This window comes from Kineosporia succinea, assembly GCF_030811555.1.
GTDB classification, from domain to species: domain Bacteria; phylum Actinomycetota; class Actinomycetes; order Actinomycetales; family Kineosporiaceae; genus Kineosporia; species Kineosporia succinea.
In genome coordinates this window covers 2008866-2029950 of the sequence record NZ_JAUSQZ010000001.1, presented here as the reverse complement: position 1 = coordinate 2029950, position 21085 = coordinate 2008866, and the positions used below count along the sequence as shown (strand labels likewise).

The window sequence follows — 21085 nt, the reverse complement described above, 5'->3', positions numbered from 1 at the left end:
ACGCTCGCGGTCGGGCGGACGCCCCCGGTCGGGTGCGGGCTCCCGGGGCGAGGATCCGCTGCGGACGAGTGGATTCTGACCGAGACAGGCGTACCGCTCAACGTTCTCGACAACCAGTTCGTGATCACGGTGCCACCTCCGGCTCCACCTGGGCGGTGCTCTCGGACGCCACCTCGGTCTTTGGACGCCCCGGCAGCATCAGACGTATCCCGGCCGAGACCCTCACCGTGACCCGATCACCCCTCTCGGACGCCTCCACCACGGCCCCTCTCGGCCCGACCGCCTGGGCCGCCCCACGCGGATCGTCGTGCCGGGCCGCTGCCCGGGCTCCGGCGCGCGCCGCGTCGATGCACTGCAGTTGGGCCACGCCGGCCAGCAGGATGCTGAGGACCGCGGCCATGAGCAGGATGAACGCCGGTATCAGGAGCGCGAACTCGGCCGTGACCGAACCGCGCTCGCCGCGCCCGGCCTGTTCGCGCCGAGACTGAGGAAGCGATATCTGGCCGCGCGCCGACTCGGCGAGAACCACCCGACCGCACCGGGACGTGGTGAGCGTCGACGGGTCTCGCCACGACGCGGGGAGCGCTGCCGGACCGGGCCGAGACCCGAAAGGTGCCACCCGGCGCCTGGTCACGCCCGACCATGCCAACCCCGTCGACCATGCCAACCCCGTCGACCATGCCAACCCCATCGACCGTGCCAACGTCGCCGACCATGCCAACGTCGCCGACCATGCCAACGTCGCCGACCATGCCAACGTCGCCGACCATGCCAACGTCGCCGACCATGCCAACGTCGCCGACCATGCCAACGTCGCCGACCATGCCAACCCCGCCAACCCCGCCAACCCCGCCGAGCGTCCCGACCCAGCCGCGTGGCATGAGTAAGCCCACCCCGACGAGCCTTCCGACCACGTCGAGCGTCCCGGCCAGGCCAGGCTCGCCGGGCGGACCGGGGCGGTCGGCGCCGTGCCGCCCCGGCCGTCCGGCCGGATCATGCGAGGCTCAGCGCCTTCTGGATGATCCCGAGCAGCATGCTCTTCACCGGGCTGCTGCGCAGGATCACCAGCAGCACCCCGGCGAAGCCGCAGGCCGCGAGTGTGGTCATGGCGTACTCCGCCGTGCTCGCACCCGCCTCGCCCGCCGAGCGCGCCGTGGCCACCACCTGCCTCCACTGACGGTGAAGACCCGAGATCCCGCGTCGGACCGGCAGAACTGCTGAGACTCCGTGACGAATGCGCATCGTGTTCCTCTCCCCGTGGCCGGTGCCCCCGGCCGGGTCGGCCGCCCTCTTCCCGGCCACATCCAGACTCGCCCGTGAACACCTGGCACCACCCCGCAAAAGCCCGGCCTGTGGACGGAATCGGATTCCTACCGGCTGTGGACAGCACGAAAGTCATCCCGCCACCATCCTGATCACCAGCGGCATGATGCCGAGCAGGACGAAGGCGGGCAGCAGGCAGACGGCTCCGGGGATCACGATCAGCACCTCGAGCCGGTGCACGGCCACGGCCCGGGTGGCGGCCAGGCGGCGTCGCTCCTCCACCGCCGCCCGGCGGATCAGGGCCGACGGCGGCAGGCCGGAACGGGCCGCCAGGGTGAGTGCCTCGGCCAGCGCCGCCGTGGTGCTGTCGGCTGCGGCGCCGTCCGGCCCGGGGAGCGGATCGTTGATGAGATCGCCCAGCCGCAGCAGCTTCTCACCGCGGGGGTCGCCCAGCTCGGCCAGCACTTCTCCGGCACCGTGCAGGGCGCTCGTGGGTGGGGCTCCGCTCTCCATCAGGGCTGCGATCAGATCGAGCACGAGTGGGCCCGGCATGACCGTGGTGGCCGGTCGCGGGATCGGTGCGGCCGAGCGCCGGTACGGCACCAGGGCCCGGGACAGGCGGGTGCTCATGGGTTCTCCCGGGAGGCCGACCGCACGAGCTGGGCGGTCCAGCGCCGGCCCGCCCACCAGAACAGGGCCCCGCCCACCAGACAGGCCAGTCCGGGCGCACTGCCGAGCAGCACCCCGAGCGTGTTCACCCCGAGCGCGGCACCCAGCAGGAGACCGATGACCGGAAGCGTCGCCAGTACTTTCGCGGTGGTACGAGGGCCGGACAGAGCGACGTCGCGCTCGTCGGACTCCGCGATCTGGGCCAGCAGGCCGGACCCGACACCGTCGAAGATCGCTGCCGCCGGGGCTCCCGATCTCCGGACCACCTCGGCCGTCGCGGCGAGCCACTCCAGCGCCTCCACCCCGGGCCCGTCGCACCCGGACGCGGCCAGCCGCAACCCTTCGGCCGTGGTGCCGCCGACGGCCATCATCCCGGCCACGGTGGTCGCCACCCGGGCGTCCGGCCCTCGGCCCGCGGCCAGCACCTCCCAGGTCCGGCCGGGCGGGACCCCGGCCCGGGACAGAGCCGAGACCCGCCCGCAGAGCTGGGCGGCGTCATCCCGTGCCAGCCGGAAACGAGGGCCGGACAATGGTTCCGGTGACAGCCTGCGCGCGCTCATGCTCGTCCTTCGCAGTCCAGACGGGCGGCCAGGTCGGGCCAGCCGGCGCCCAGCGATCCGTCGGACGACGGATCGCGAGGATCGGCAGTCAGCGCCGGCAGCATCGTCAGTTCACCGCGCTCGCCGCGTCGGGCGACCGCGATCTGGGTGACCTGGCGCCGGTTTCCGCGCCGCTCCACGTGCACCACGGCGTCGAGCGCGGCGGCCGCCTGGGCCCGCACCGCGTCGACCGTGAGCCCGGCCAGGGCCCCCAGAGCCTCCAGCCGGGCCGGGACGTCGGCCGGGGCGTTGGCGTGCACCGTGCCGCATCCGCCCGCGTGCCCGGTGTTCAGGGCGGCCAGCAGATCGCGGACCTCGGCACCCCGGCACTCTCCGACCACCACCCGGTCGGGGCGCATCCGCAGGGCCTGGCGCACCAGGACCTCGAGCGGAACCGCGCCTGCTCCCTCGACATTCGCGTGCCGGGCCTCGAGCCGCACCAGATGGGGGTGAGCGGGGCGGAGCTCGCCGACGTCTTCGACCAGCACGATCCGCTCACGGGCGGGGACGAGCGACAGCAACGAGGCCAGGAGGGTGGTCTTGCCCGCGCCCGTGCCCCCGCTGACCAGGAACGCCGCCCGGGCCGCGATCATCGCCCGCAGCACCTCGGCCCAGCGGGCGGGCATCGAGCCGGTCGACACCAGCGTCTCGAGCGTGAGGGGTTCTTGCTGCAGCACCCGCAGCGAGATCAGCGTGCCGCCCGGTGAGACCGGGGGAATGACCGCGTGGAGCCGGATTCCGCCGTCGAGCCGGGCGTCGGCGTAGGGAGCGGCGTCGTCGAGTCGTCGCCCGGCGGTGGACGCGAGCCGGGTCGCGAGGGCCCGCACCTGCGTCTCGGCGGACAGCGCGGCCGGACAGGCCACCCGGGTGAGGCCCGAGCCCCGGTCGACCCAGATCTCGCCCGGCCCGTTGACCAGTACGTCGGTGACGCCCGGCAGTTCGAGGAAGGGCTGCAGCGGGCCGAGGCCCCAGAGTTCCGCGCTGACCCGTTCGGTGGCGGCCAGCACGTCGTCCTGCCCGAGCACCTGCCCGAGGCCGGCCGAGGTGGCGGCGACCAATGCCGCCAGCTCGCGCCGGTCGGGGCGCCCGGAACCGGCGAGGCCGCCCCGTAACCGGGAGACCAGGGCGGTCTCACCGTCGCCGGGGCGGTTCACCGGAGTTCCTCGAGCAGCTCCCGGCAGAACGCGGCCAGCGGCCCCCGGGGCCGTAACCCCGGTGGCTCACCCCGGTCGAGGGCCAGACGGAGCCGGGGCTCGGTCGGCAGCAGCCCGGCCAGGGGCAGGTCGAGAGCGGCGCAGATGCCGTCCGCCGCGATCCCGGCCGGCCCTGGCTCCCGCACCACGACCCGGACGTCGTCCACCTCCGGCCGCAGAGACGCCACCACACGCCGCGCTGCCGCCGTCGCCCGTACATCGGCGGGAACGACCACCAGACACACGTGCGCGGCCCGCACAGCGGCTCTGGCGGCCTCGTCCAGATGGCGCGGCAGGTCGAGCACGACGAGGCCGTACTCGGAGCGGGCGGCGTCGAGCACGGCCTGCACGGCGGCTGCGGAGAGCCCGGTGACCGGTCCGGAGCGGACAGCGGCCAGCACGTGCACCCCGTCGATCACGGGCAGTGTGCCGGAGAGACTGCCGGGCAGCAGGCGCCCGCGGGCCGAGGCGAGATCGGGCCAGCGCAGGCCGGGTTCGTCTTCGGCGCCGAGCAGCAGGTCGAGCCCACCGCCGAGCTGGTCGATCTCGGCGAGCAGGGTGACACCGGCCCGGGACTGCGGCGATGCGGCCGTTCGGGCCAGTGCGGCCGCGAGAACGCTGGCCCCGGCCCCGCCGCAACCACCGACCACACCCACGACCAGGCCCTGCCACCGCCCGGTGGGGACCACCAGTGGCCGGTGCCCGGCCTGAGGTAGCCGCACCACGTGGGCCGCACCGGCCGCGGCGACGGACTTGCGCAGCTGGGCAGATTCGGGCACCGAACCTGCCCCGGCCCGGCCACCGGGACGCTGCCCGACGGAGGCCAGCGGGCCAGAGGTGGGAAGACCGGAGGCACGAGGACCGGAAGCCCGTAGACCTGGAGCCGGGAGACCTGGAGCCGGGAGACCTGGAGCCGGGAGAGGCAGACAGCCGCGAGGCCCCCGGACCCGAGGCAGAACCGGTGAACGCGCAGCAGAGACCGCCGAAGGCGCAGCGGAGACCATCGGACGCGCAGCAGGGACCGTCGAACGCGCAGCAGAGACCATGCCGCCACGCTCCGCCAGCAACCCCCGACCCCGCGCTCACCCGACCGGCGCTGTGGACAAACCCACCGTCGTGCCTGCCTGTGGAAAGCCGGTCCGGAAAAGGTGGCTCGGCGTAAAGGCCCGGCCTGGCGGAACCCTCCGGTGTCAGGCTCCCCGGTCGCAGGCCCTACCCGTCAGAAAGCGCGCCCTGGGGAAAGAACCGGTCGAAGGAATCCGAATGCCCACAAGTCCGCCCCCATGAGCCTTTTCGTGATCACGAATGGCACCGGGCCAGGGAACCAGCCGGAAGGGAGAGGTGAGGCTGCCGCCCGAGCCTCCCGAAGCGTCCTCAAGCCGTCGATCGACGAGGGCAAAAGGCGACGGCCCCCGCTGGGGGGGAGCGGGGGCCGTCTGGCCGGTCCGGCTCGGGGGGGAGGAGTCGGACCGGGCGGGCACGGCAATTAAGCCGGCAACGTCAGTCTGTACCCCCTGTGGCGTCGAGTGCAACACCTACGCCACCGGACGGCGGCAACTCGACAGGAAAGAGACAGGTAAAGGGCCGTTCCGGTCACGGCCAAGTACTTTGTGTCACACTCGAAAGGAGTTCTGCTACGAGTGATCACACTGTGTCGACGGCATTCCGGATCATCCCGTCCAGGTCGGGCGCGATGAAAGTCCTTGCACAAAGCGGTCAAGCCTGTACGTCGGGTGATTTCCGGGTGCGCCTATCCTGAGCGGCATGGCTGAGGCGGCGTTCTTCGACCTGGACAAGACGGTGATCGCGCGGTCCAGCACGGTGGCCTTCTCCCGGCCCCTGCAGGCGGGTGGGTTGCTGACGCGCTCCGCGATGCTCCGCAGTGCCTACGCCCACTTCTTCTACCACGCGAGTGGCGCTGATCACACCCAGATGGAACGCCTCCGCGAGCAGGTCTCGCGCATGGTCGTCGGCTGGGAGGTGCAGCAGGTGCGCGACATCGTCGCCACCACGATCGGCGAGCTGATCGTGCCCATCGTCTACGAGGAGGCCACCGCGCTCATCGCCGAGCACCGGGCGGCCGGGCGTGACGTGGTGATCGTGTCGGCCTCGGGGGTCGAGCTGGTCGAGCCGATCGGTGCCCTGCTCGGTGTCGACCACGTCGTGGCCACCCGCATGGTGATCGCGGAGGGGCGATACACCGGCGACATCGAGTACTACGCCTACGGTGCGAACAAGGCCGAGGCGATCCGTGAGCTGGCTGCCGAGCGGGGCTACCGGCTCGAGGACTGCTACGCCTACAGCGACTCGATCACCGACCTGCCGATGCTCGAGACGGTCGGCCATCCGGTCGTGGTCAACCCGGACAAGGGGCTGCGGCGCGAGGCGTTGCTGCGGGACTGGCCGGTTCAGGACTTCGTGCGGCCGATCAGCCTGCGCCCGAAGTTCCCGGCCCAGAGCACCGCGGCACTCGGCACCGCCGCCGCGGGAGTCGCGGCCGGCCTGGTCTGGTACGGCAATCGCCGCCGGGAGACGGCCCGACGGCCGTCCGGCCGGGAGGAAGCCCGCGTGCGTCGGGCGCCCTCCCGGCCGGAGCAGTAGAACTGTTCTCGGTCAGGCTCTTTCACGCATCACCTCGAATCCTCTGACGGGGGTCACGATGTGACGGGTGGCGGCGCCCCGCAGCCGGGCGCCGCCACCCAGGAGCACGGTGTTCGGCTACCAGGCGCGCAAGGTCAATTCGCCGGGTGGGCAAGCCCACCCTGACGGGTCCTCACGAGGACTGCTCGCGCGTGGGTACCGAACTGCCGTGCTGTCCGTGTGGATCCGGAAACCTCGGGTGTGGAGCCGGTTCCCGGTTCGTGGTGACAGGTCTACTCCCCGAAGCCGGGCCGCAACAGGCTTACCCATGAGTAGCCGCCGTTCGTGCGACGAGCGGTTGGTCGAGTAGTCCACGCCGGTGACCATTTTCGTCGAACATTCAAGCAATGGACGACGAACGCACCTCGGCGTCAAGCACTTTCGTTCCGGAATGGGAAGGTTTCAGGACCGGGTGACGCGTCCCGCGGTGACCGCGTCGCAGACGACGCGACCTTCCCCGGCCCCCTTGACCACGGCGTCGGCGCAGTGGATCAGCCAGTCCGCCACCGCGTCCACACGCCCGCTCGTGTACGCCTGGAGCCGGCGATGGTAATCCGGACCGGCGTCGAGATGTGCTGCCTCCCAGACCACCACGCCCATCGGGTCGAGGCCGCGCCCGATCATCACGGCGTGCGCCAGTCCCCGGGCGACCAGGCCGTTGCCCGCCACGAACGGCCGGGCGGTGAGGATCTCGGCGTGCACCAGCGCGGCCACCACGAGCGCCGGGGCCGAGGCGGGGGCGGACAGCAGGCCGGTGATGCCGGTGAGGCGCCCCGACAGCTCGGCGCCGATCGGGGCGCCCGCGGGGTCGCCGATCCCGTCCGACGGCAGTTCGGTGCCCTGCCGGGGCCGGCCCACCTGGTCGCCGGGCAGCAGTCCTCCGGCGGCCGCGAGGTGCAGCCGGGCCAGGGCCTGGGCGGGAGCCTGGGACAGCGACTTCTCGAGCAGGGCGGCCTCGGAGTAGACGCGCACGGCGGCCTGGGCCAGTCGCCCGGAGCCGTCGGAGGGCAACTCGGCCGCACCCCGGGCCACGTCGCGCACGAGGTCGACCGGGTAGCGGGCTCCCTCCAGTGCGGCGGAGCTGCGGGCCGAGCGCACCGTGGCCTCCGCGCGGGCCTCGGCCGAGCGCCGGCGCAGGGCGTTGTGCCAGCGGATCTCCGTGCAGGCCGTGCGGGCCGACTGCACCGCCCCGGCCACTCCCGGCAGGTTCTCCAGTGCGGCCAGGCTCTCGGCGAGGGAAGACGTCACAGCCGGAGCCTACGGAAGTCCGTCCGGGACCCCGCGCCGGTGTGCTCCACGGCATCGACGCGCTCCACGGCAGTGCCTGCCCCACGGCAGCGCGTGCTCTACGGCAGCGCGTGGGACCCGGCCGTGCGGGGGAGACGTAGTCGCAGGGCGATGAACCGCAGCACCGTCGACACGGCGTTGGCCACCGTCAGCACCACCACCTCGACCCAGTGCGCCTCGACGCCGGCCCAGTGCACGAGGAAGAGCGAGCCGTTGGTCAGGCCGAGCCCGACGGCGAAGGCCAGCAGCCCGACGGCGTGGTCGCCGGCCAGGCCCTGGTTGCCCCTGACCCCGAACGTGACCCTCCGGTTGGCTGCGGTGTTGGCCACGGCGGTGATCAGGAGGGCCAGGGTGTTCGCGGCGAAGGAGTTCAGGAAAGTTCGCAGGATCAGGTAGAGCAGCGAGTAGGCCAGGGTGCTGACCACTCCGACTCCGGCGAAACGGATCAGCTGCCCCAGGGTGCGACGCCTCTGACCTGCCCGTTCGTAGGATCCACCGGTGCCCGTGGGGAAGTCCGTGCTCATCGGTGCGGTCATGACAACGAGGGTGCGCCGCGAAACTCAAAGTCGTCTGTGTGTGACTTATGGAAATTCATAGGTTCACAGAGGCACTGTGCGTCCTTACTCTTGGACACATGGCAACGGCGCCTGGGAACGTGACGGCAATTGGTCGGGGTAGAACTAGTGGTCCGCGATGGACCCATCCCCCGGACCCGACTCCGCTGCGGGCACTCATCGTGGACCCGGACGGAGCGGCACTCGCCCGGATGACCCAGTTCCTCCGGGCTGATCCGCGGATCAGTGCTGTGCGCACCACGCGAAACCGCGCGGGCGCACTGCAGATACTCCGCGACGACCCGGTGGACCTGCTGGTCTGCGACGTGTCCACCCCCGGGCTGGACGGGCCGCACCTGGCCCGTGCTCTCGCCCGCATCGACCGGCATCCGCACCTGGTGTTCACGGTGCCGGCCCGGCAGCATCCACCGCGTTCGTTCGAGCTGGACTCGGTCGAGTACGTGGACAAGCCGGTGACGGCCGAGCGGCTGGCCGATGCGGTGCGGCGCACGGTGGCGGCCTCCACCGACGAGACCATCGCGGTCGAGCTGGCGGGTGTCACGCGGTTCATCCGGCGCTCGCAGATCCTGTTCGTGCAGGCCCAGGGCGACTATGCCCGGCTTCACACGGCCAGTGGCAGTCACCTGATCCGGGTGCCCCTCAGCACTCTCGAAGAGCGGTGGGAGCCCTACGGCTTCCTGCGCATCCACCGCAGCACGATGGTCGCGCTGCCGCATGTGGACGAGGTGCGCACCGTGGGCGGTCGGATGCGGGTACGTCTGCGGGGACGAACGCTGCAGGTGAGCCGGCGTCAGGGCCGGCACGTGCGTGAGGTCCTGCTGGCCGGTGCCGGTGAGGCGCCGCCGCGGGTCGAGGCTCGCCCCCAGCAGCATCGTGTGGCCGACGTCGGCTGAATCCCGCATCGCTGAGCGGAGACACACCCCCTATACCCATTGGGTATAGGGGGTGTGTCTGTGCCGGGGCGGGAGGAGAACGGGCACTGCTTGAGGACGCGGTGGCGAACCGGATGCGGACACGCAGGCACCGAGGTGGGGACACGGCCACGAACCAAGGCGGGGAACCAGGGCGGGGAACCACGGCGGGGAACGATCGCCGGAGAGGGGATCACCACACCCATGTCGCCACCGGGCGGGGACGATTAGGGTCAGGGTGAGCACGGCCACACCAGAAGACCCACGAACACACGCGAAGACGCTTGGAGAAGGGGATCCGATGACGGACGAGACCCTGTCGAACCTGCTGCACGAGGACCGGCGCTTCCCGCCGGATCCCGCGTTCGCCGAGGCCGCTCTCGCCCAGCCCGCCCTGTACGAGCAGGCGAAGGCCGACCGGCTGGCGTTCTGGGACGAGCAGGCCCGGGCGCTGAGCTGGGCCACCGAGTGGACCCAGACCCTGGACTGGTCGGGCGCCCCATTCGCGAAGTGGTTCGTCGGCGGCACGCTGAACGTGGCCTACAACTGCGTGGACCGGCACGTCGAGGCCGGCAACGGCGACCGGGTGGCCATCCACTTCGAGGGCGAGCCCGGCGACACCCGCAGCATCACCTACGCCGAGCTCCAGAAAGAGGTCTCGAAGGCCGCCAACGCCCTGCTCGGGCTGGGCGTCGAGGCCGGTGACCGGGTGGCGATCTACCTGCCGATGATCCCCGAGGCGGTGATCTCGATGCTGGCCTGCGCCCGCATCGGCGCCGCGCACTCGGTGGTCTTCGGCGGGTTCAGCGCCGAGGCCCTGCGCAGCCGCATCGACGACGCCGACGCCAAGGTGGTCATCACCTCCGACGGCGGCTACCGCCGGGGTGCCCCGAGCGCGCTGAAGCCGGCTGTGGACGAGGCCGTGGCCAAGGCCCCCTCGGTGAAGAAGGTGCTGGTCGTCCAGCGCACCCAGCAGGACGTGGCCTGGAACGACGAGAAAGACGTCTGGTGGCACGACGTCGTCGACAGCGCGTCGGAGACCCACGAGCCGCAGGCCTTCGACGCCGAGAACCCGCTGTTCATCCTCTACACCAGCGGCACCACGGGTAAGCCGAAGGGCATCCTGCACACCTCCGGCGGCTACCTGACCCAGGCCGCCTACACCCACCGCAACGTCTTCGACCTGCGGCCCGACAAAGACATCTACTGGTGCACCGCCGACATCGGCTGGGTCACCGGGCACAGCTACATCGTCTACGGCCCGCTGGCCAACGGCGCCACCCAGGTCATCTACGAGGGCACGCCCGACACCCCGCACAAGGGCCGCTTCTGGGAGATCATCCAGAAGTACAAGATCACGCAGCTCTACACCGCCCCCACGGCGATCCGAACGTTCATGAAGTGGGGCGACGACATCCCGGCCCAGTACGACCTGTCGTCGCTGCGGGTGCTCGGCTCGGTCGGTGAGCCCATCAACCCCGAGGCCTGGGTCTGGTACCGCAAGAACATCGGCGGCGACCGCACCCCGATCGTCGACACCTGGTGGCAGACCGAGACCGGCGCGATCATGATCAGCCCGCTGCCCGGCGTCACCACCGCCAAGCCCGGCTCGGCCCAGGTGGCGCTGCCCGGCATCGGCATCGACGTGGTCAACGACACCGCCGAGTCGGTGCCGAACGGCTCGGGCGGATACCTGGTGCTCACCGAGCCCTGGCCCTCGATGCTCCGCGGGATCTGGGGCGACCCGGAGCGTTTCAAGGAGACGTACTGGTCGCGTTTCGACGGCCTGTACTTCGCCGGCGACGGTGCGAAGAAGGACGAGGACGGCGACATCTGGCTGCTCGGCCGGGTCGACGACGTGATGAACGTGTCGGGTCACCGCCTCTCCACCACCGAGATCGAGTCGGCGCTGGTCTCGCACCCCAAGGTGGCCGAGGCCGCCGTGGTCGGGGCGGCCGACGAGACCACCGGCCAGGCGGTCTGCGCGTTCGTGATCCTGCGCGGCGACGCGGGTTACGACGAGTCGCAGTCCGAGGCCGTGATCGCCGAGCTGCGCAACCACGTGGCCAAGGAGATCGGCCCGATCGCCAAGCCCCGCCAGGTGATGGTGGTCAACGAGCTGCCGAAGACCCGTTCCGGCAAGATCATGCGGCGCCTGCTGCAGGACGTGGCCGAGAACCGCACCGTCGGCGACGTCACCACGCTGGCCGACTCCACCGTGATGGACCTGATCAAGAAGGGCCTGAGCACGGCCGACTGACAGCGTCTGCCGGGATCGTGCAGACTCTCCGCGCGAGAGTCTGCACGATCCTGACCGAGGAGATGCGCATGCGCGGGGCCCTGCACCACGTCGAACTCTGGGTGCCCGACCTGGCCCGGGGAGTGGCCGAATGGGGTTGGCTGCTCGGTGAACTCGGCTACGAGCAGTTCCAGGACTGGCCCGCCGGGCGCAGCTGGAGCCGTAACGGCACCTACCTGGTGATCGAGCAGAGCCCGGCCCTGTCGGCCGACCGGCACGAGCGCCTGCGACCCGGGCTGAATCACCTGGCCTTTCAGAGTGGTACCCCCGAGCAGGTCGATGCCCTGATGGAGAACGCGCCCGGGCACGGCTGGAGGCCGCTCTTCGCGGAGAAGTATCCCCACGCGGGCGGCCCCCAGGTCTATGCCGGGTACCTCGAGAACAGTGACGGTTTCGAGGCCGAACTAGTCGCCGGCGGCCTCGAAGATCCAGGCCGTTGAGTCGTTCTCGGTGCCCGACCAGGTGAGGCTGTCGCCGTCGGCGGTGACGTACATCGACCCGGATCGCTCCCTCGAGACGGAGGAGAGCGAGTAGGTCGCGCCGTCGTCGGATCGCACCACCCGGAACTGCTGCTTGACGTCGGAGTCGTCGCAGATCTCCGTGCGGAAGTCGGCCTCGCCGACCGTCACGCACATCAGGTCGGCGTCGCTGGACGGGTCGGCCATCTCCCAGACGTCGTCGGTGCCGGGAATTGGGATCAGCAGCATCTGCCCGGAGTAGCCGTGCCAGGTCTCCTCGCGGTCGGCCTTCGTGAGGTCCAGCAACCCGCTCTCCGGCCCGTACGTCAGCATGCGGGAGCCGTCGCCCGCTGCCCAGATCCAGAACTGCTCGTTGCCGTCGCGGGTGAGCGCGTCGGTCTTCGACGGCACCTTCACCGCCGAGCCCGAGGTGGAGCTCGTGGGGGTGGGGGTGCCGTCGCCCGTCGGCCGGGGGGCGGCGGTGGACGTGGTGGCCGGCCCGGCGGGGACGGCCCGGCCGAGGTCGTCGTCGGGTCCGATCCAGGCGGTCACACCCCCGGCGATCACCGCCACCACCGCGAAGGTGCCCACGGCCAGCCGGGCCCGCTGCGCCGTGCGCCGGCGATCCCCCCGGCGTCTCAGCTCGGCCGCCGACGGCAAGCGGCCCGACTGCTCGGCGGCACCCTGCAGTTCCCGGAGCCGGTACTCCGTCTCGTCCATCAGTACTCACCCCTTCCACGGTGCATCGAGGAGGCGGACTCCCCGAGTTCGGTCTTCAGCGCGGCACGGCCGCGGGACAGCCACGACTTCACCGTGCCCTCCGAGGCCTGCATCTCCGCGGCCACCTCCCGCACGGGCAGATCGGCGATGAAGTGCAGCACCAGCGCCTGCCTCTGCCGGGCGGGCACCTTCTGCAGGGCCCGCACGAGCATCACGCGGTCGGCGTCGGGCGAGGGCGCCATCGGGTCGGTGTACTGCTCCCGGCGGTGAGCCAGCAGACGGTTGCGGGCCTTGCGCCAGCTGCTCACGGCTGTCCGCATGGCCACCGTGCGCACCCAGGCCTCGGGCGAGCCGTACTTCTGCAGGCTTCCCCAGTTCTGCCAGGCCCGGGCGTACGCCTCCGCGACGGCATCCTCGGCGGCGCCCAGATCACCCGTCATCACGTAGACCTGGCTCAGGAGCCGACGGGAGCCGGCGGCGTAGAAGTCGTCGAAGTCGAGACCCTTGTCGTCCATCCTGCCCACCTCCCTCCCGGCGTCGGCCGGTGCTGTCGTATCCACACCTGGAAACACGCGTGGCCGGTGGGCGCGGTTGCAGTCCGGGCCGAGTTTTCTCAGAAGCCCCTGGGACGTGGTCAGCGTAACCGGGCCACCGCGGCCTGCCCGGCCTCGGTGAGCTGCCGCACCCGTGACCGCGGCACGGTGTACGAGACCTCGAACAGGTCGGCGCGCTCGCGGGCCCGCAGCAGGTAGTCGTCGCTGGTGCTCAGCTCGTCCACCAGATTCAGCTCGAGAGCGTCGGTGCCGTACCAGTACTCCCCGGTGGCCACCCGCTCCAGGTCGATGCCGGGCCGCTGCTCGTGCACGAAATCCTTGAACAGGTCGTGGATCTCGTTGACCTGCTCGGTGACCTTGGCCCGGTCGGCGTCGGTGTTGCGGCCGAACATGGTCACGGTGCGCTTGTACTGCCCGCCGGTGAACTGCTCCACGTCGATGCCCAGCCGGTCGAGCAGGCGGTGGAAGTTCGGCACCGACGAGACCACGCCGATCGAGCCGACGACCGCGAACGGCGCCGCGACGATGCGCCCCGCCACACAGGCCATCATGTAGCCGCCCGAGGCCGCGACGGTGTCGACGCAGACGGTCAGGGGGACGCCGCGGTGACGCACCCGCTGCAACTGCGACGCGGCCAGCCCCTGGTCGCTGACGGCACCACCCGGATTGGTCAGGCGCACCACCACCTCGTCGTCCGGGGTGGCCAGGCCGAGCACGGCCGTGATCTCCTCGCGCAGCCCCTTCACCCGGGAGGCGCGCAGGTCACCGTGGAAGTCGAGCACGAACACCCGGGGCCGCTCGCCGGTGGGCCTGCGCCGGGCCCGTCGCCGTTCCTTGCGCGCCGCCTTCGGCAGCACCGCCTCGGCCAGCCGGTCGTGCAGGTGGTCGTAGTGCTCGCTGACGTTCTTCACCCGCAGCCGCGATCGTGGCTTGCGGGGGCGGCCGAGGGTGACCAGGGCCACCCCGAGAGTCGCCAGCAGAGCGACCACGGTGACCCCCTCGGCCAGGAACAGGAAATACGAGGTCAGCGCGTCGGGCATGTCCGGATTTTAGGCGGGTCGCCCGCGACGGCCGCAGAAGGGCGGAGGGCAGCACGGTAAAAAGACATCGTGATCCGGGTCACACGGCCAATTGGTTTGACCAACTGCCCAGAATTCTCCTGGACATCCGTCCAGAAAGCGACCACCACGTCCATTCGCAGGTGCCTTTTCCGCTCTCGGGAAGGCGCTTTCACACATGCCCGGAGAATGAGTGAACCGGTGCTCGGCGGGAATGCCGGGACGGCCGGGGAGTGAGGTAACGGTAAAACCCGCACTGTTTGCCGGTTCTTGAGTGCGGCGAGCGGTGTTCGGCGAGAAGGCGCGGGTGTTGCGGCGCCGATATCGTGCGGTGCGACGGGCGCATTGGTGTGGACACGAGCGACGAGATCCCACGGGGGAGACTGTGGCTGAGCCAGCGGAACGACCCGGGGTGGCCGGAATCGGAAGACCGGAACGCCGCGCGGGACGGGGTCGGGGCAGCGGCAAATTCGAGCAACGCCGCACCGAACTCGCCGACGCGGCCCTGAAAACGTTGTCAGAACTGGGATATGCCCGCACCAGTCTGCGGGAGATCGCGCAGAATTCCGAGTTCTCGCACGGGGTGCTGCATTACTACTTCGCCGACAAGGTCGACCTGATCACCTACTGCGTGCGGCAGTACAAGAATCACTGCATGCGCCGTTACGACGGCATCATCGCGACTGCGGTCACCGCATCACAGTTGCGCCACGAATTCGCCCTGGCCATGGCCGAGACCCTGGTGCGTGACGGCGACCTGCACCGGCTCTGGTACGACCTGCGCTCGCAGTCGATGTTCGACCCGGCCTTCCGGGCCGACGTGGAGGCGATCGATACCGGATTGCAAGACATGACGTGGCGTGTCGCCACGCGCATCGGCGAACTGGCCCACGTCGCGCCGCCGTTCGGCCCGGACGTGACCTACGGCATTCTCGACGGCCTCTTTCAGCAGGCGCTGCTGCGGCACTGCGCCGGTGATGCAACCGCGGCCGAGTCCCTGATCGCGGCGATCGACGAGGTGATGGCGAGGTTCATGCCCCTGGCTCCGGTTTGATCCATCAGGCCCTATCGTTGCGGGCTATGGAGAAACGGACGCTGGGCCGGACCGGCAGGAGCGTTGGTGTCGTCGGTCTGGGTGCCTGGCAGCTCGGGGCCGACTGGGGCTCGGTGAGTACACACGACGCGCTCGCGACCCTGCACGCCGCAGTCGAGGCCGGGGTGACGTTCATCGACACGGCCGACGTCTACGGCGACGGGCGCAGCGAGAAGGTCATCGGCAAGCTGCTGAAGGAACTGCCCGACGCCGGGCTGACGGTCGCGACGAAGCTGGGCCGCCGGGCCGAGCCGTTCGAGCCGGCCACCTTCACGAAAGACAACATGAAGGCCTGGGTCGACCGCAGCCGGTCGAACCTGGGCGTGGACACGCTCGACCTGGTCCAGCTGCACTGCCCGCCCACTCCGGTCTACTCGACCGACAAGGTCTTCGACGCCCTCGACTCGATGGTGTCGAAGGGCCGGATCGCGGCGTACGGCGTGAGCGTGGAGACCTGTGCCGAGGCGATCACCGCGATCGCCCGGCCGAACGTGGCCACCGTGCAGATCATCCTCAACCCGTTGCGCCAGAAGCCGCTGGAGCAGGTGCTCCCCGCGGCCGAGGCGGCCGGCGTCGGCATCATCGCACGCGTCCCTCTCGCCAGCGGCCTGCTGTCCGGCCGCTACACCGAAGACACCACGTTCGCCGACGACGACCACCGCACGTTCAACCGCTCGGGCGAGGCGTTCGACGTCGGCGAGACCTTCGCCGGCGTCCCGTTCCGGGCCGGGGTGCGTGCGGTTCGCCGCCTGCAGCAAGAGCTTTCCGACGACGAGGGCACCCTCGCCCAGACCGCCCTGCGCTGGATCCTCGACCAGCCGGGCGTCAGCACCGTCATCCCGGGCGCCCGCAACCCCGACCAGGCCCGGGCCAACGCGGCCGCCGCCGAGCTCCCCGAGCTCAGCGACGACGTGCGCGGCGTGATCCGGCTGATCTACGACGAGGACATCCGTCCCCTGGTGCACAACCGCTGGTAGAACCTCAGGTCCTAGGCCGAGGCCGTGGTCAGCTCCGCGACCTCGGCCTCGGTCAGTTCCACCTCGCCCGCCGCCAGCAGCGCCGGAAGCTGGTCCACCGTGCGGGCACTCGCGATCGGCGCCACCACGTCCGGCCGGCTCAGCAGCCAGGCCAGCGAGATCGTGGTCACCGGCACCTCGTGCGCCGCGGCCACCCTGTCCAGCGCGTCGAGCACCCGGAAACCGCGCTCGTCGAGGTACTTTCCGGCCCGGTCCCCCCGCTCGCGGCCCTCTACGTCGTCGGCCGTGCGGTACTTGCCGGTGAGGAACCCGCTCGCCAGCGAGTAGTACGGGAACAGCGCCAGATTCTCCTGGGCGGCCACCGAAGCCAGCGGCCCCTCGACGGTGTCCCGCTCCACCAGGTTGTAGTGCGGCTGCAGCCCCACGTACCGCGGCACCCCCAGCTCGTCGGCGGCCCGCAGCGCACCGGCCAGCCGGTCGGCGGTGAAGTTCGACGCCGCCGGGTAGCGCACCTTGCCCTCGGCCACCAGCTCGCCGAACGCCGCCGCGGTCTCTTCCTGCGGCGTGTCGGGGGCGTCGTAGTGCGCGTAGTACAGATCGATGTAGTCGGTCTGCAGACGCCGCAGAGAGCCCTCCACGCCCTTGCGGATACCCTCGCGGGACAGGTCCTTCAGCTTGGTCGCGATGATCACGTCGTCGCGGCGCCCGCGCCGGGCCAGCCAGTTGCCGATGATCGTCTCCGACTCGCCGCCCTGGTTGCCCGGCACCCAGTGCGAGTAGCCCTCGGCGGTGTCGATGAAGTTGCCACCCGCCTCGGTGTAGGCGTCGAGCACGGCCATCGACTGCTGCTCGTCCGCGGTCCAGCCGAACACGTTGCCGCCCAGGCACAGCGGCGACACATCGAGGTCGGTGCGGGGGATCAGGGACACGAGGAACCTCCTACGGGCGAGCGATGACGTCGTGAGGCGACAACACCTCACGGCCGACGATATGCCCCGTCCCTACGCCGGCCGGCGCGCGAACCGGCCCGGCGTGGTGCCCAGCATGCGCCGGAAGTGCCGGGCCAGGTGCGACTGGTCGTAGAACCCGGCCCCCACCGCGGCCTGGGCCGGGGTCTCGCCCGACAGCAGCAGCCGCCGGGCCTTCTCCACCCTCCGCCCGGTCAGGTACAGATGCGGCGGCATGCCGAACTCCCGCGTGAACGCCCGCACCAGGTGGGTCGGATGGCTGTGCAGGGTCTGGGCCGCGTCTTCCAGGGCGACGCCCTCGACCACGTTCGCGTCGAGCAGGTCACGCAGGTCGTGGGCCAGGCCGGCGCGCGACGGGCCCGGACCGGCCGAGGATCCCAGCGAGGTGTGCAGGCGCTCGCGGATCAGGGCCAGCCGGCTCGCCGCCTCCAGCGACTCGGTGCGGCGCGACAGAGCCACGTTGAGCTGGTGCACCCGCCGCCGCAGCAGCGGGTCTTCGAGGGAGGGGTTGCGCAGCGCGGCGTCGAGCAGCCCCGGGGCGAACAGCGAGTCGTCGAGGTAGACCACGCGCTTGGTGAAGCCCTCCGGCCCGGTCGCCCGCCCGTTGTGAGGGACATTCGGGGGCAGCAGGGTGACCAGGGACGTCGACGATCCGTGCTCCTCGCGGCCCAGGTTGTACCGCACGGTGCCGAGGTCGAGCAGCATGAGCGTCCACGAGTCGTGCGCGTGCATCGGGTACGCGTGCCGCCCGAACCGGGCGTGCAGCACCTCCCGGACGCCGTGCACGTCCGGCTGCCAAGCCGTCAGCTGCGGCGCCTCGTCCGCCATACCGAAGAACGTACAGCCGTACCGAAGGACGTACAGCCATGCCAAGAACGTACAAGAGCCCGATGGTGGACGCGCGGCACCATCTCCTTCGTGAGTGAGACAGAGACCGAGATCCGCTTCGACACCAAGATCGCCGTGCTCCTGCGCGACGACCTCGCCGCCTGGCAGCGCCTCAACGTGTGCGCGTTCCTGGTCAGCGGCATCACCGGCGGGCAGCCGGACCTCATCGGCGAGCCCTATGCCGACGCCGACGGCACCGGCTACCTGGGCATGATCCGGCAGCCGATCCTGGTGTTCCAGGGCTCCCGCGAGGTGCTGACCTCGGCGCACACCAGGGCCCTGGGACGCGGGCTGCCCATGTCCATCTTCACCTCCGAGCTCTTCACCAGCGGCAACGACCGCGACAACCGGGCCGCCGTGGCCGCCGTGCCCCGCGACAAGCTCGACCTGGTGGGACTGGCCGTGCACGGCCCGAAGAACGGCGTGGACAAGGTGCTGAAGGGCGCGGTCATGCACCCCTGAGCACCTGATCAGCCGCGCAGCCGCTTCATCTCCGGGTCGAACAACGGCTCCGCCGCCACCGTGGCCGGCAGCCGCCGGTCGAAGTAGCCGATCTCCACCCGCTGCCCGGGCACCGACAGCTCAGAAGGCAACCAGGCGTAGGCGATGGGCGCGTTCACCGTGTACCCGTAGGCAGCGCTCGTCACGTAGCCCACGCAGGCGTCGCCGTCGAAAACCGGTTCCTTGCCCAAGGGCTGGTGATAAGAGGCGGAATCGTCGAGCAGCAGACAGGTCAGCCGGCGCTTCACGGCCTCGCGCCGGGAGACCACCGCGGAACGACCGAGGAACGACTCCTTCTGCAGCCGCACCGCGAAATCCAGCCCGGCCTCCCAGGGATCGTGCTCGAACGTCATGTCCGTGCCGAACGACCGGTAGCCCTTCTCCAGACGCAGACTGTTGAAGGCGCCCCGCCCGGCGGCGATCAGGCCGTGCTCCTGCCCGGCGGCCCAGATCGTGTCCCACAGTTTCTGCCCCTGGTCGGCGGTGGTGTAGAGCTCCCAGCCCAGTTCCCCGACGTACGACAGGCGCATCGCCGTGACCGGCACGTGGCCGACACGGATCTGTCCGGCGCGGAAGTACTTCAGGCCCTCGGCGGAGACGTCGTCCGGCGTCAGCGGGGCCAGCACCGAACGGGCCAGCGGCCCCCACAGGCCGATGCAGCACGTGCCGGGGGTGATGTCGCGGACCTGGGTGAGACCGTCGGCGGGCAGGTGCCGCGCGAACCAGGCCTCGTCGAGCGCCCCGTTCGCGCCGACCTGGTAGCGGTCTGGGCCGAGCCGGGCGATCGTGACATCGCTGCGGATGCCCCCGTCGGTGTCGAGCAGCAGGCCGTAGGTGACCGAGCCGACCGACTTGTCCACGTTGCCGGTGAACATCGACTGCAGGAAATCCGTTGCGCCGCGCCCGGTCACCTCGAGTCGCTTGAGCGCGGTCATGTCGAACATCGAGACGTGCTCGCGGGTGTGCTGCGCCTCGGCCGCCACGATCGGCGACCAGTACCGCGCGGCCCAGGCGTCGGGCACCTTCGACGGGTACTGCGCCACCAGCGGGGCATTCGCCTGGTACCAGTGCGGCCGCTCCCACCCCGACGCCTCCAGGAACACGGCCCCGAGTTCTTGCTGCCGGTGGTAGAAGGGTGTCGTGCGCAGCGGCCGGGGTTCTTCCATCGGCTGCAGCGGGTGCTTGATGTCGTAGACCTCGACGAAGTTCTGGCAGTCCCGCGCCAGCACGTAATCGGGTGTCAGCTGGTGCTTCTCGAACCGATTGACGTCGCACTCGTGCAGGTCGAACGAGGAGCAGTGCCCGTCGACGAGCCACTCGGCCATCGCCGCCCCGACCCCGGCCGAGTGCGTGACCCAGACCGCCTCGGCCACCCAGAAACCCTCCACGTCCGGCGAGGGGCCGAGCAGGGGGTAGTCGTCGGTGGTGAACGAGAAGATGCCGTTGATCCCCTCCGAAACCGAGGAGGAAGCGAGATCAGGCAGCAGGCGGGCACTCTCGGCCCAGGCCGGCTCGAAGTCAGCCGGGGTGAAGGGCAGAACCGAGGGCATCTCCCCGGTGCCGAGCTCGGAGAGCGAGACCGGCATCGGCCGGTGCCCGTAGTACCCGATGCCCAGCCCCTCGAAGTTCTCCCGGTAGTACAGGTCGGCGTCCTGGTGGCGAAGGATCGGACGCGCAGCCTCCATCGAAGACCCGGCCAGCGAGGGCACCGGCGCCGTCCAGGCCAGCTGGTGCCCCAGCGGCGTGAGCGGCAGCGTCATCCCCACCATGGCCGCGATCCTCGGGCCCCAGAACCCTGCGCAGCAGACCACGATGTCGGCCTCGATGTCACCCTGGTCGGTGCGCACCCCGGTGACCCGGCCTTCCGAGACCAGAACGTCCAGCACCTCGTGCCGGTCCAGCACCGTGACCCCACGCGACCGGGCCCGCCGCAACTGCGCCTCCACCGCCCGCACCGCCTTGGCCAGTCCGTCGGTGGGCAGGTGGAGACCACCCAGAACCAGTGACGGGTCAAGCATCGGCCACAGGGCCGAGCACTCGGCCGGAGTGATCACCGACGCCGGGATGCCCCACGCCGTCGCCCACCCGGCCCGGCGGTGCAGCTCGGCCAGTCGCTCCGGGGTGGTCGCGATCTCCAGCCCGCCCACCTGCAGAAAGCACGGCTCCCCGTCGAGGTCGAGCGAGACCAGCTTCTCCATGGTGTATTTCGCCAGCTGGGCCATGGTCTTCGACGGGTTGGTCTGGAACACCAGCCCGGGTGCGTGAGAGGTCGAGCCGCCGGGCCGGGGCAGCACCCCCTGCTCGAGGACCGTGACGTCTCTCCAGCCGCGCTCGGAGAGTTCGTCGGCGAGGGCTGCGCCGACGACTCCGGCTCCGATGATGACGACGCGCGGACCGCTCACGACAGCCTCCTGTGGGTGCGTAATACGCAA

The 21085-nt window shown here is 70.8% G+C and carries 22 protein-coding genes; 8 read left to right on the top strand and 14 right to left on the bottom strand.

The window, feature by feature from the left end; genetic code table 11:
* Positions 1-124 precede the first annotated feature (124 nt).
* Positions 125-529, bottom strand: coding sequence for a TadE family type IV pilus minor pilin (locus J2S57_RS08965; protein ID WP_307240449.1), 405 nt, complete (start codon positions 527-529; stop codon positions 125-127).
* 19 nt (positions 530-548) lie between these two features.
* On the opposite strand from J2S57_RS08965, the gene J2S57_RS08960 reads away from it, so the two are divergent.
* A complete protein-coding gene (locus tag J2S57_RS08960) occupies positions 549-887 on the top strand; it encodes a hypothetical protein (protein WP_307240446.1) in 339 nt (112 codons plus the stop codon).
* 106 nt (positions 888-993) lie between these two features.
* On the opposite strand, the gene J2S57_RS08955 is transcribed toward J2S57_RS08960, so the two are convergent.
* The 5 genes from J2S57_RS08955 to ssd form a co-directional block, all read right to left on the bottom strand.
* Positions 994-1161 (bottom strand): DUF4244 domain-containing protein, encoded by a 168-nt coding sequence (locus J2S57_RS08955; RefSeq protein ID WP_307240444.1) that lies wholly within the window; start codon positions 1159-1161, stop codon positions 994-996.
* Positions 1162-1395: 234 nt separating this feature from the next.
* Entirely contained in the window at positions 1396-1893 is a 498-nt protein-coding gene (locus J2S57_RS08950) for a type II secretion system F family protein (RefSeq protein ID WP_307240441.1), read from the bottom strand.
* Positions 1890-2492 carry a hypothetical protein gene (locus J2S57_RS08945; protein ID WP_307240439.1) on the bottom strand — a complete coding sequence of 201 codons (603 nt, stop codon included), beginning with the start codon at positions 2490-2492 and terminating at the stop codon, positions 1890-1892. Before J2S57_RS08945 ends, J2S57_RS08950 begins: the two co-directional genes overlap by 4 nt.
* The gene (locus J2S57_RS08940; protein WP_307240438.1) at positions 2489-3685 is read right to left on the bottom strand and encodes a TadA family conjugal transfer-associated ATPase; all 1197 of its coding nucleotides are present in this window, start codon (positions 3683-3685) and stop codon (positions 2489-2491) included. The genes J2S57_RS08945 and J2S57_RS08940 overlap by 4 nt, the downstream gene beginning before the upstream one ends.
* Positions 3682-4503, bottom strand: coding sequence for a septum site-determining protein Ssd (ssd, locus tag J2S57_RS08935; protein ID WP_307240435.1), 822 nt, complete (start codon positions 4501-4503; stop codon positions 3682-3684). Before ssd ends, J2S57_RS08940 begins: the two co-directional genes overlap by 4 nt.
* 985 nt (positions 4504-5488) lie before the next feature.
* Here ssd and J2S57_RS08930 point away from each other — a divergent pair.
* On the top strand, positions 5489-6325 hold the full coding sequence (locus tag J2S57_RS08930; RefSeq protein ID WP_307240433.1) for an HAD family hydrolase: 837 nt from the start codon (positions 5489-5491) through the stop codon (positions 6323-6325).
* A gap of 441 nt (positions 6326-6766) precedes the next feature.
* On the opposite strand, the gene J2S57_RS08925 is transcribed toward J2S57_RS08930, so the two are convergent.
* The gene (locus J2S57_RS08925; RefSeq protein WP_307240431.1) at positions 6767-7612 is read right to left on the bottom strand and encodes a Fic family protein; all 846 of its coding nucleotides are present in this window, start codon (positions 7610-7612) and stop codon (positions 6767-6769) included.
* Between the two features lie 98 nt (positions 7613-7710).
* Positions 7711-8187 (bottom strand): GtrA family protein, encoded by a 477-nt coding sequence (locus tag J2S57_RS08920; RefSeq protein WP_307240428.1) that lies wholly within the window; start codon positions 8185-8187, stop codon positions 7711-7713.
* Positions 8188-8306: 119 nt separating this feature from the next.
* On the opposite strand from J2S57_RS08920, the gene J2S57_RS08915 reads away from it, so the two are divergent.
* The 3 genes from J2S57_RS08915 (at position 8307) to J2S57_RS08905 (ending at position 11876) form a co-directional block, all read left to right on the top strand.
* Entirely contained in the window at positions 8307-9119 is an 813-nt protein-coding gene (locus tag J2S57_RS08915; protein WP_370882604.1) for a LytR/AlgR family response regulator transcription factor, read from the top strand.
* A gap of 319 nt (positions 9120-9438) precedes the next feature.
* Complete coding sequence (acs, locus tag J2S57_RS08910; RefSeq protein WP_307240423.1) at positions 9439-11397, top strand: acetate--CoA ligase; 1959 nt, start codon at positions 9439-9441, stop codon at positions 11395-11397.
* A gap of 68 nt (positions 11398-11465) precedes the next feature.
* Positions 11466-11876, top strand: coding sequence for a VOC family protein (locus J2S57_RS08905; protein ID WP_307240421.1), 411 nt, complete (start codon positions 11466-11468; stop codon positions 11874-11876).
* On the opposite strand, the gene J2S57_RS08900 is transcribed toward J2S57_RS08905, so the two are convergent.
* The 3 genes from J2S57_RS08900 to sohB form a co-directional block, all read right to left on the bottom strand.
* Positions 11841-12614: a hypothetical protein gene (locus J2S57_RS08900; protein WP_307240419.1), complete on the bottom strand. Its 774-nt coding sequence runs from the start codon at positions 12612-12614 to the stop codon at positions 11841-11843. The genes J2S57_RS08905 and J2S57_RS08900 overlap by 36 nt on opposite strands.
* Positions 12614-13129, bottom strand: coding sequence for a SigE family RNA polymerase sigma factor (locus J2S57_RS08895; protein ID WP_307240417.1), 516 nt, complete (start codon positions 13127-13129; stop codon positions 12614-12616). The genes J2S57_RS08900 and J2S57_RS08895 overlap by 1 nt, the downstream gene beginning before the upstream one ends.
* A 119-nt stretch (positions 13130-13248) precedes the next feature.
* The gene (gene sohB, locus J2S57_RS08890; RefSeq protein WP_307240415.1) at positions 13249-14208 is read right to left on the bottom strand and encodes a protease SohB; all 960 of its coding nucleotides are present in this window, start codon (positions 14206-14208) and stop codon (positions 13249-13251) included.
* A gap of 430 nt (positions 14209-14638) precedes the next feature.
* Between sohB and J2S57_RS08885 the strand changes: the two genes are divergently transcribed.
* Together J2S57_RS08885 and J2S57_RS08880 are read left to right on the top strand one after the other, a co-directional pair.
* Positions 14639-15280: a TetR/AcrR family transcriptional regulator gene (locus tag J2S57_RS08885; RefSeq protein ID WP_370882603.1), complete on the top strand. Its 642-nt coding sequence runs from the start codon at positions 14639-14641 to the stop codon at positions 15278-15280.
* A 26-nt stretch (positions 15281-15306) separates the two neighbouring features.
* Positions 15307-16296, top strand: coding sequence for an aldo/keto reductase (locus tag J2S57_RS08880; protein WP_307240411.1), 990 nt, complete (start codon positions 15307-15309; stop codon positions 16294-16296).
* 11 nt (positions 16297-16307) lie between these two features.
* On the opposite strand, the gene J2S57_RS08875 is transcribed toward J2S57_RS08880, so the two are convergent.
* A complete protein-coding gene (locus J2S57_RS08875) occupies positions 16308-17225 on the bottom strand; it encodes an aldo/keto reductase (protein WP_307240409.1) in 918 nt (305 codons plus the stop codon).
* A gap of 72 nt (positions 17226-17297) precedes the next feature.
* Entirely contained in the window at positions 17298-18092 is a 795-nt protein-coding gene (locus J2S57_RS08870) for a helix-turn-helix transcriptional regulator (RefSeq protein ID WP_307240407.1), read from the bottom strand.
* Between the two features lie 90 nt (positions 18093-18182).
* Here J2S57_RS08870 and J2S57_RS08865 point away from each other — a divergent pair, with 90 nt between their 5' ends.
* Positions 18183-18614: a DUF2000 domain-containing protein gene (locus J2S57_RS08865; RefSeq protein WP_307240405.1), complete on the top strand. Its 432-nt coding sequence runs from the start codon at positions 18183-18185 to the stop codon at positions 18612-18614.
* An 8-nt stretch (positions 18615-18622) separates the two neighbouring features.
* On the opposite strand, the gene J2S57_RS08860 is transcribed toward J2S57_RS08865, so the two are convergent.
* Positions 18623-21055, bottom strand: a complete 2433-nt coding sequence (locus J2S57_RS08860) for a GcvT family protein (protein WP_307240402.1) — start codon at positions 21053-21055, stop codon at positions 18623-18625.
* Between the last annotated feature and the right edge of the window lie 30 nt (positions 21056-21085).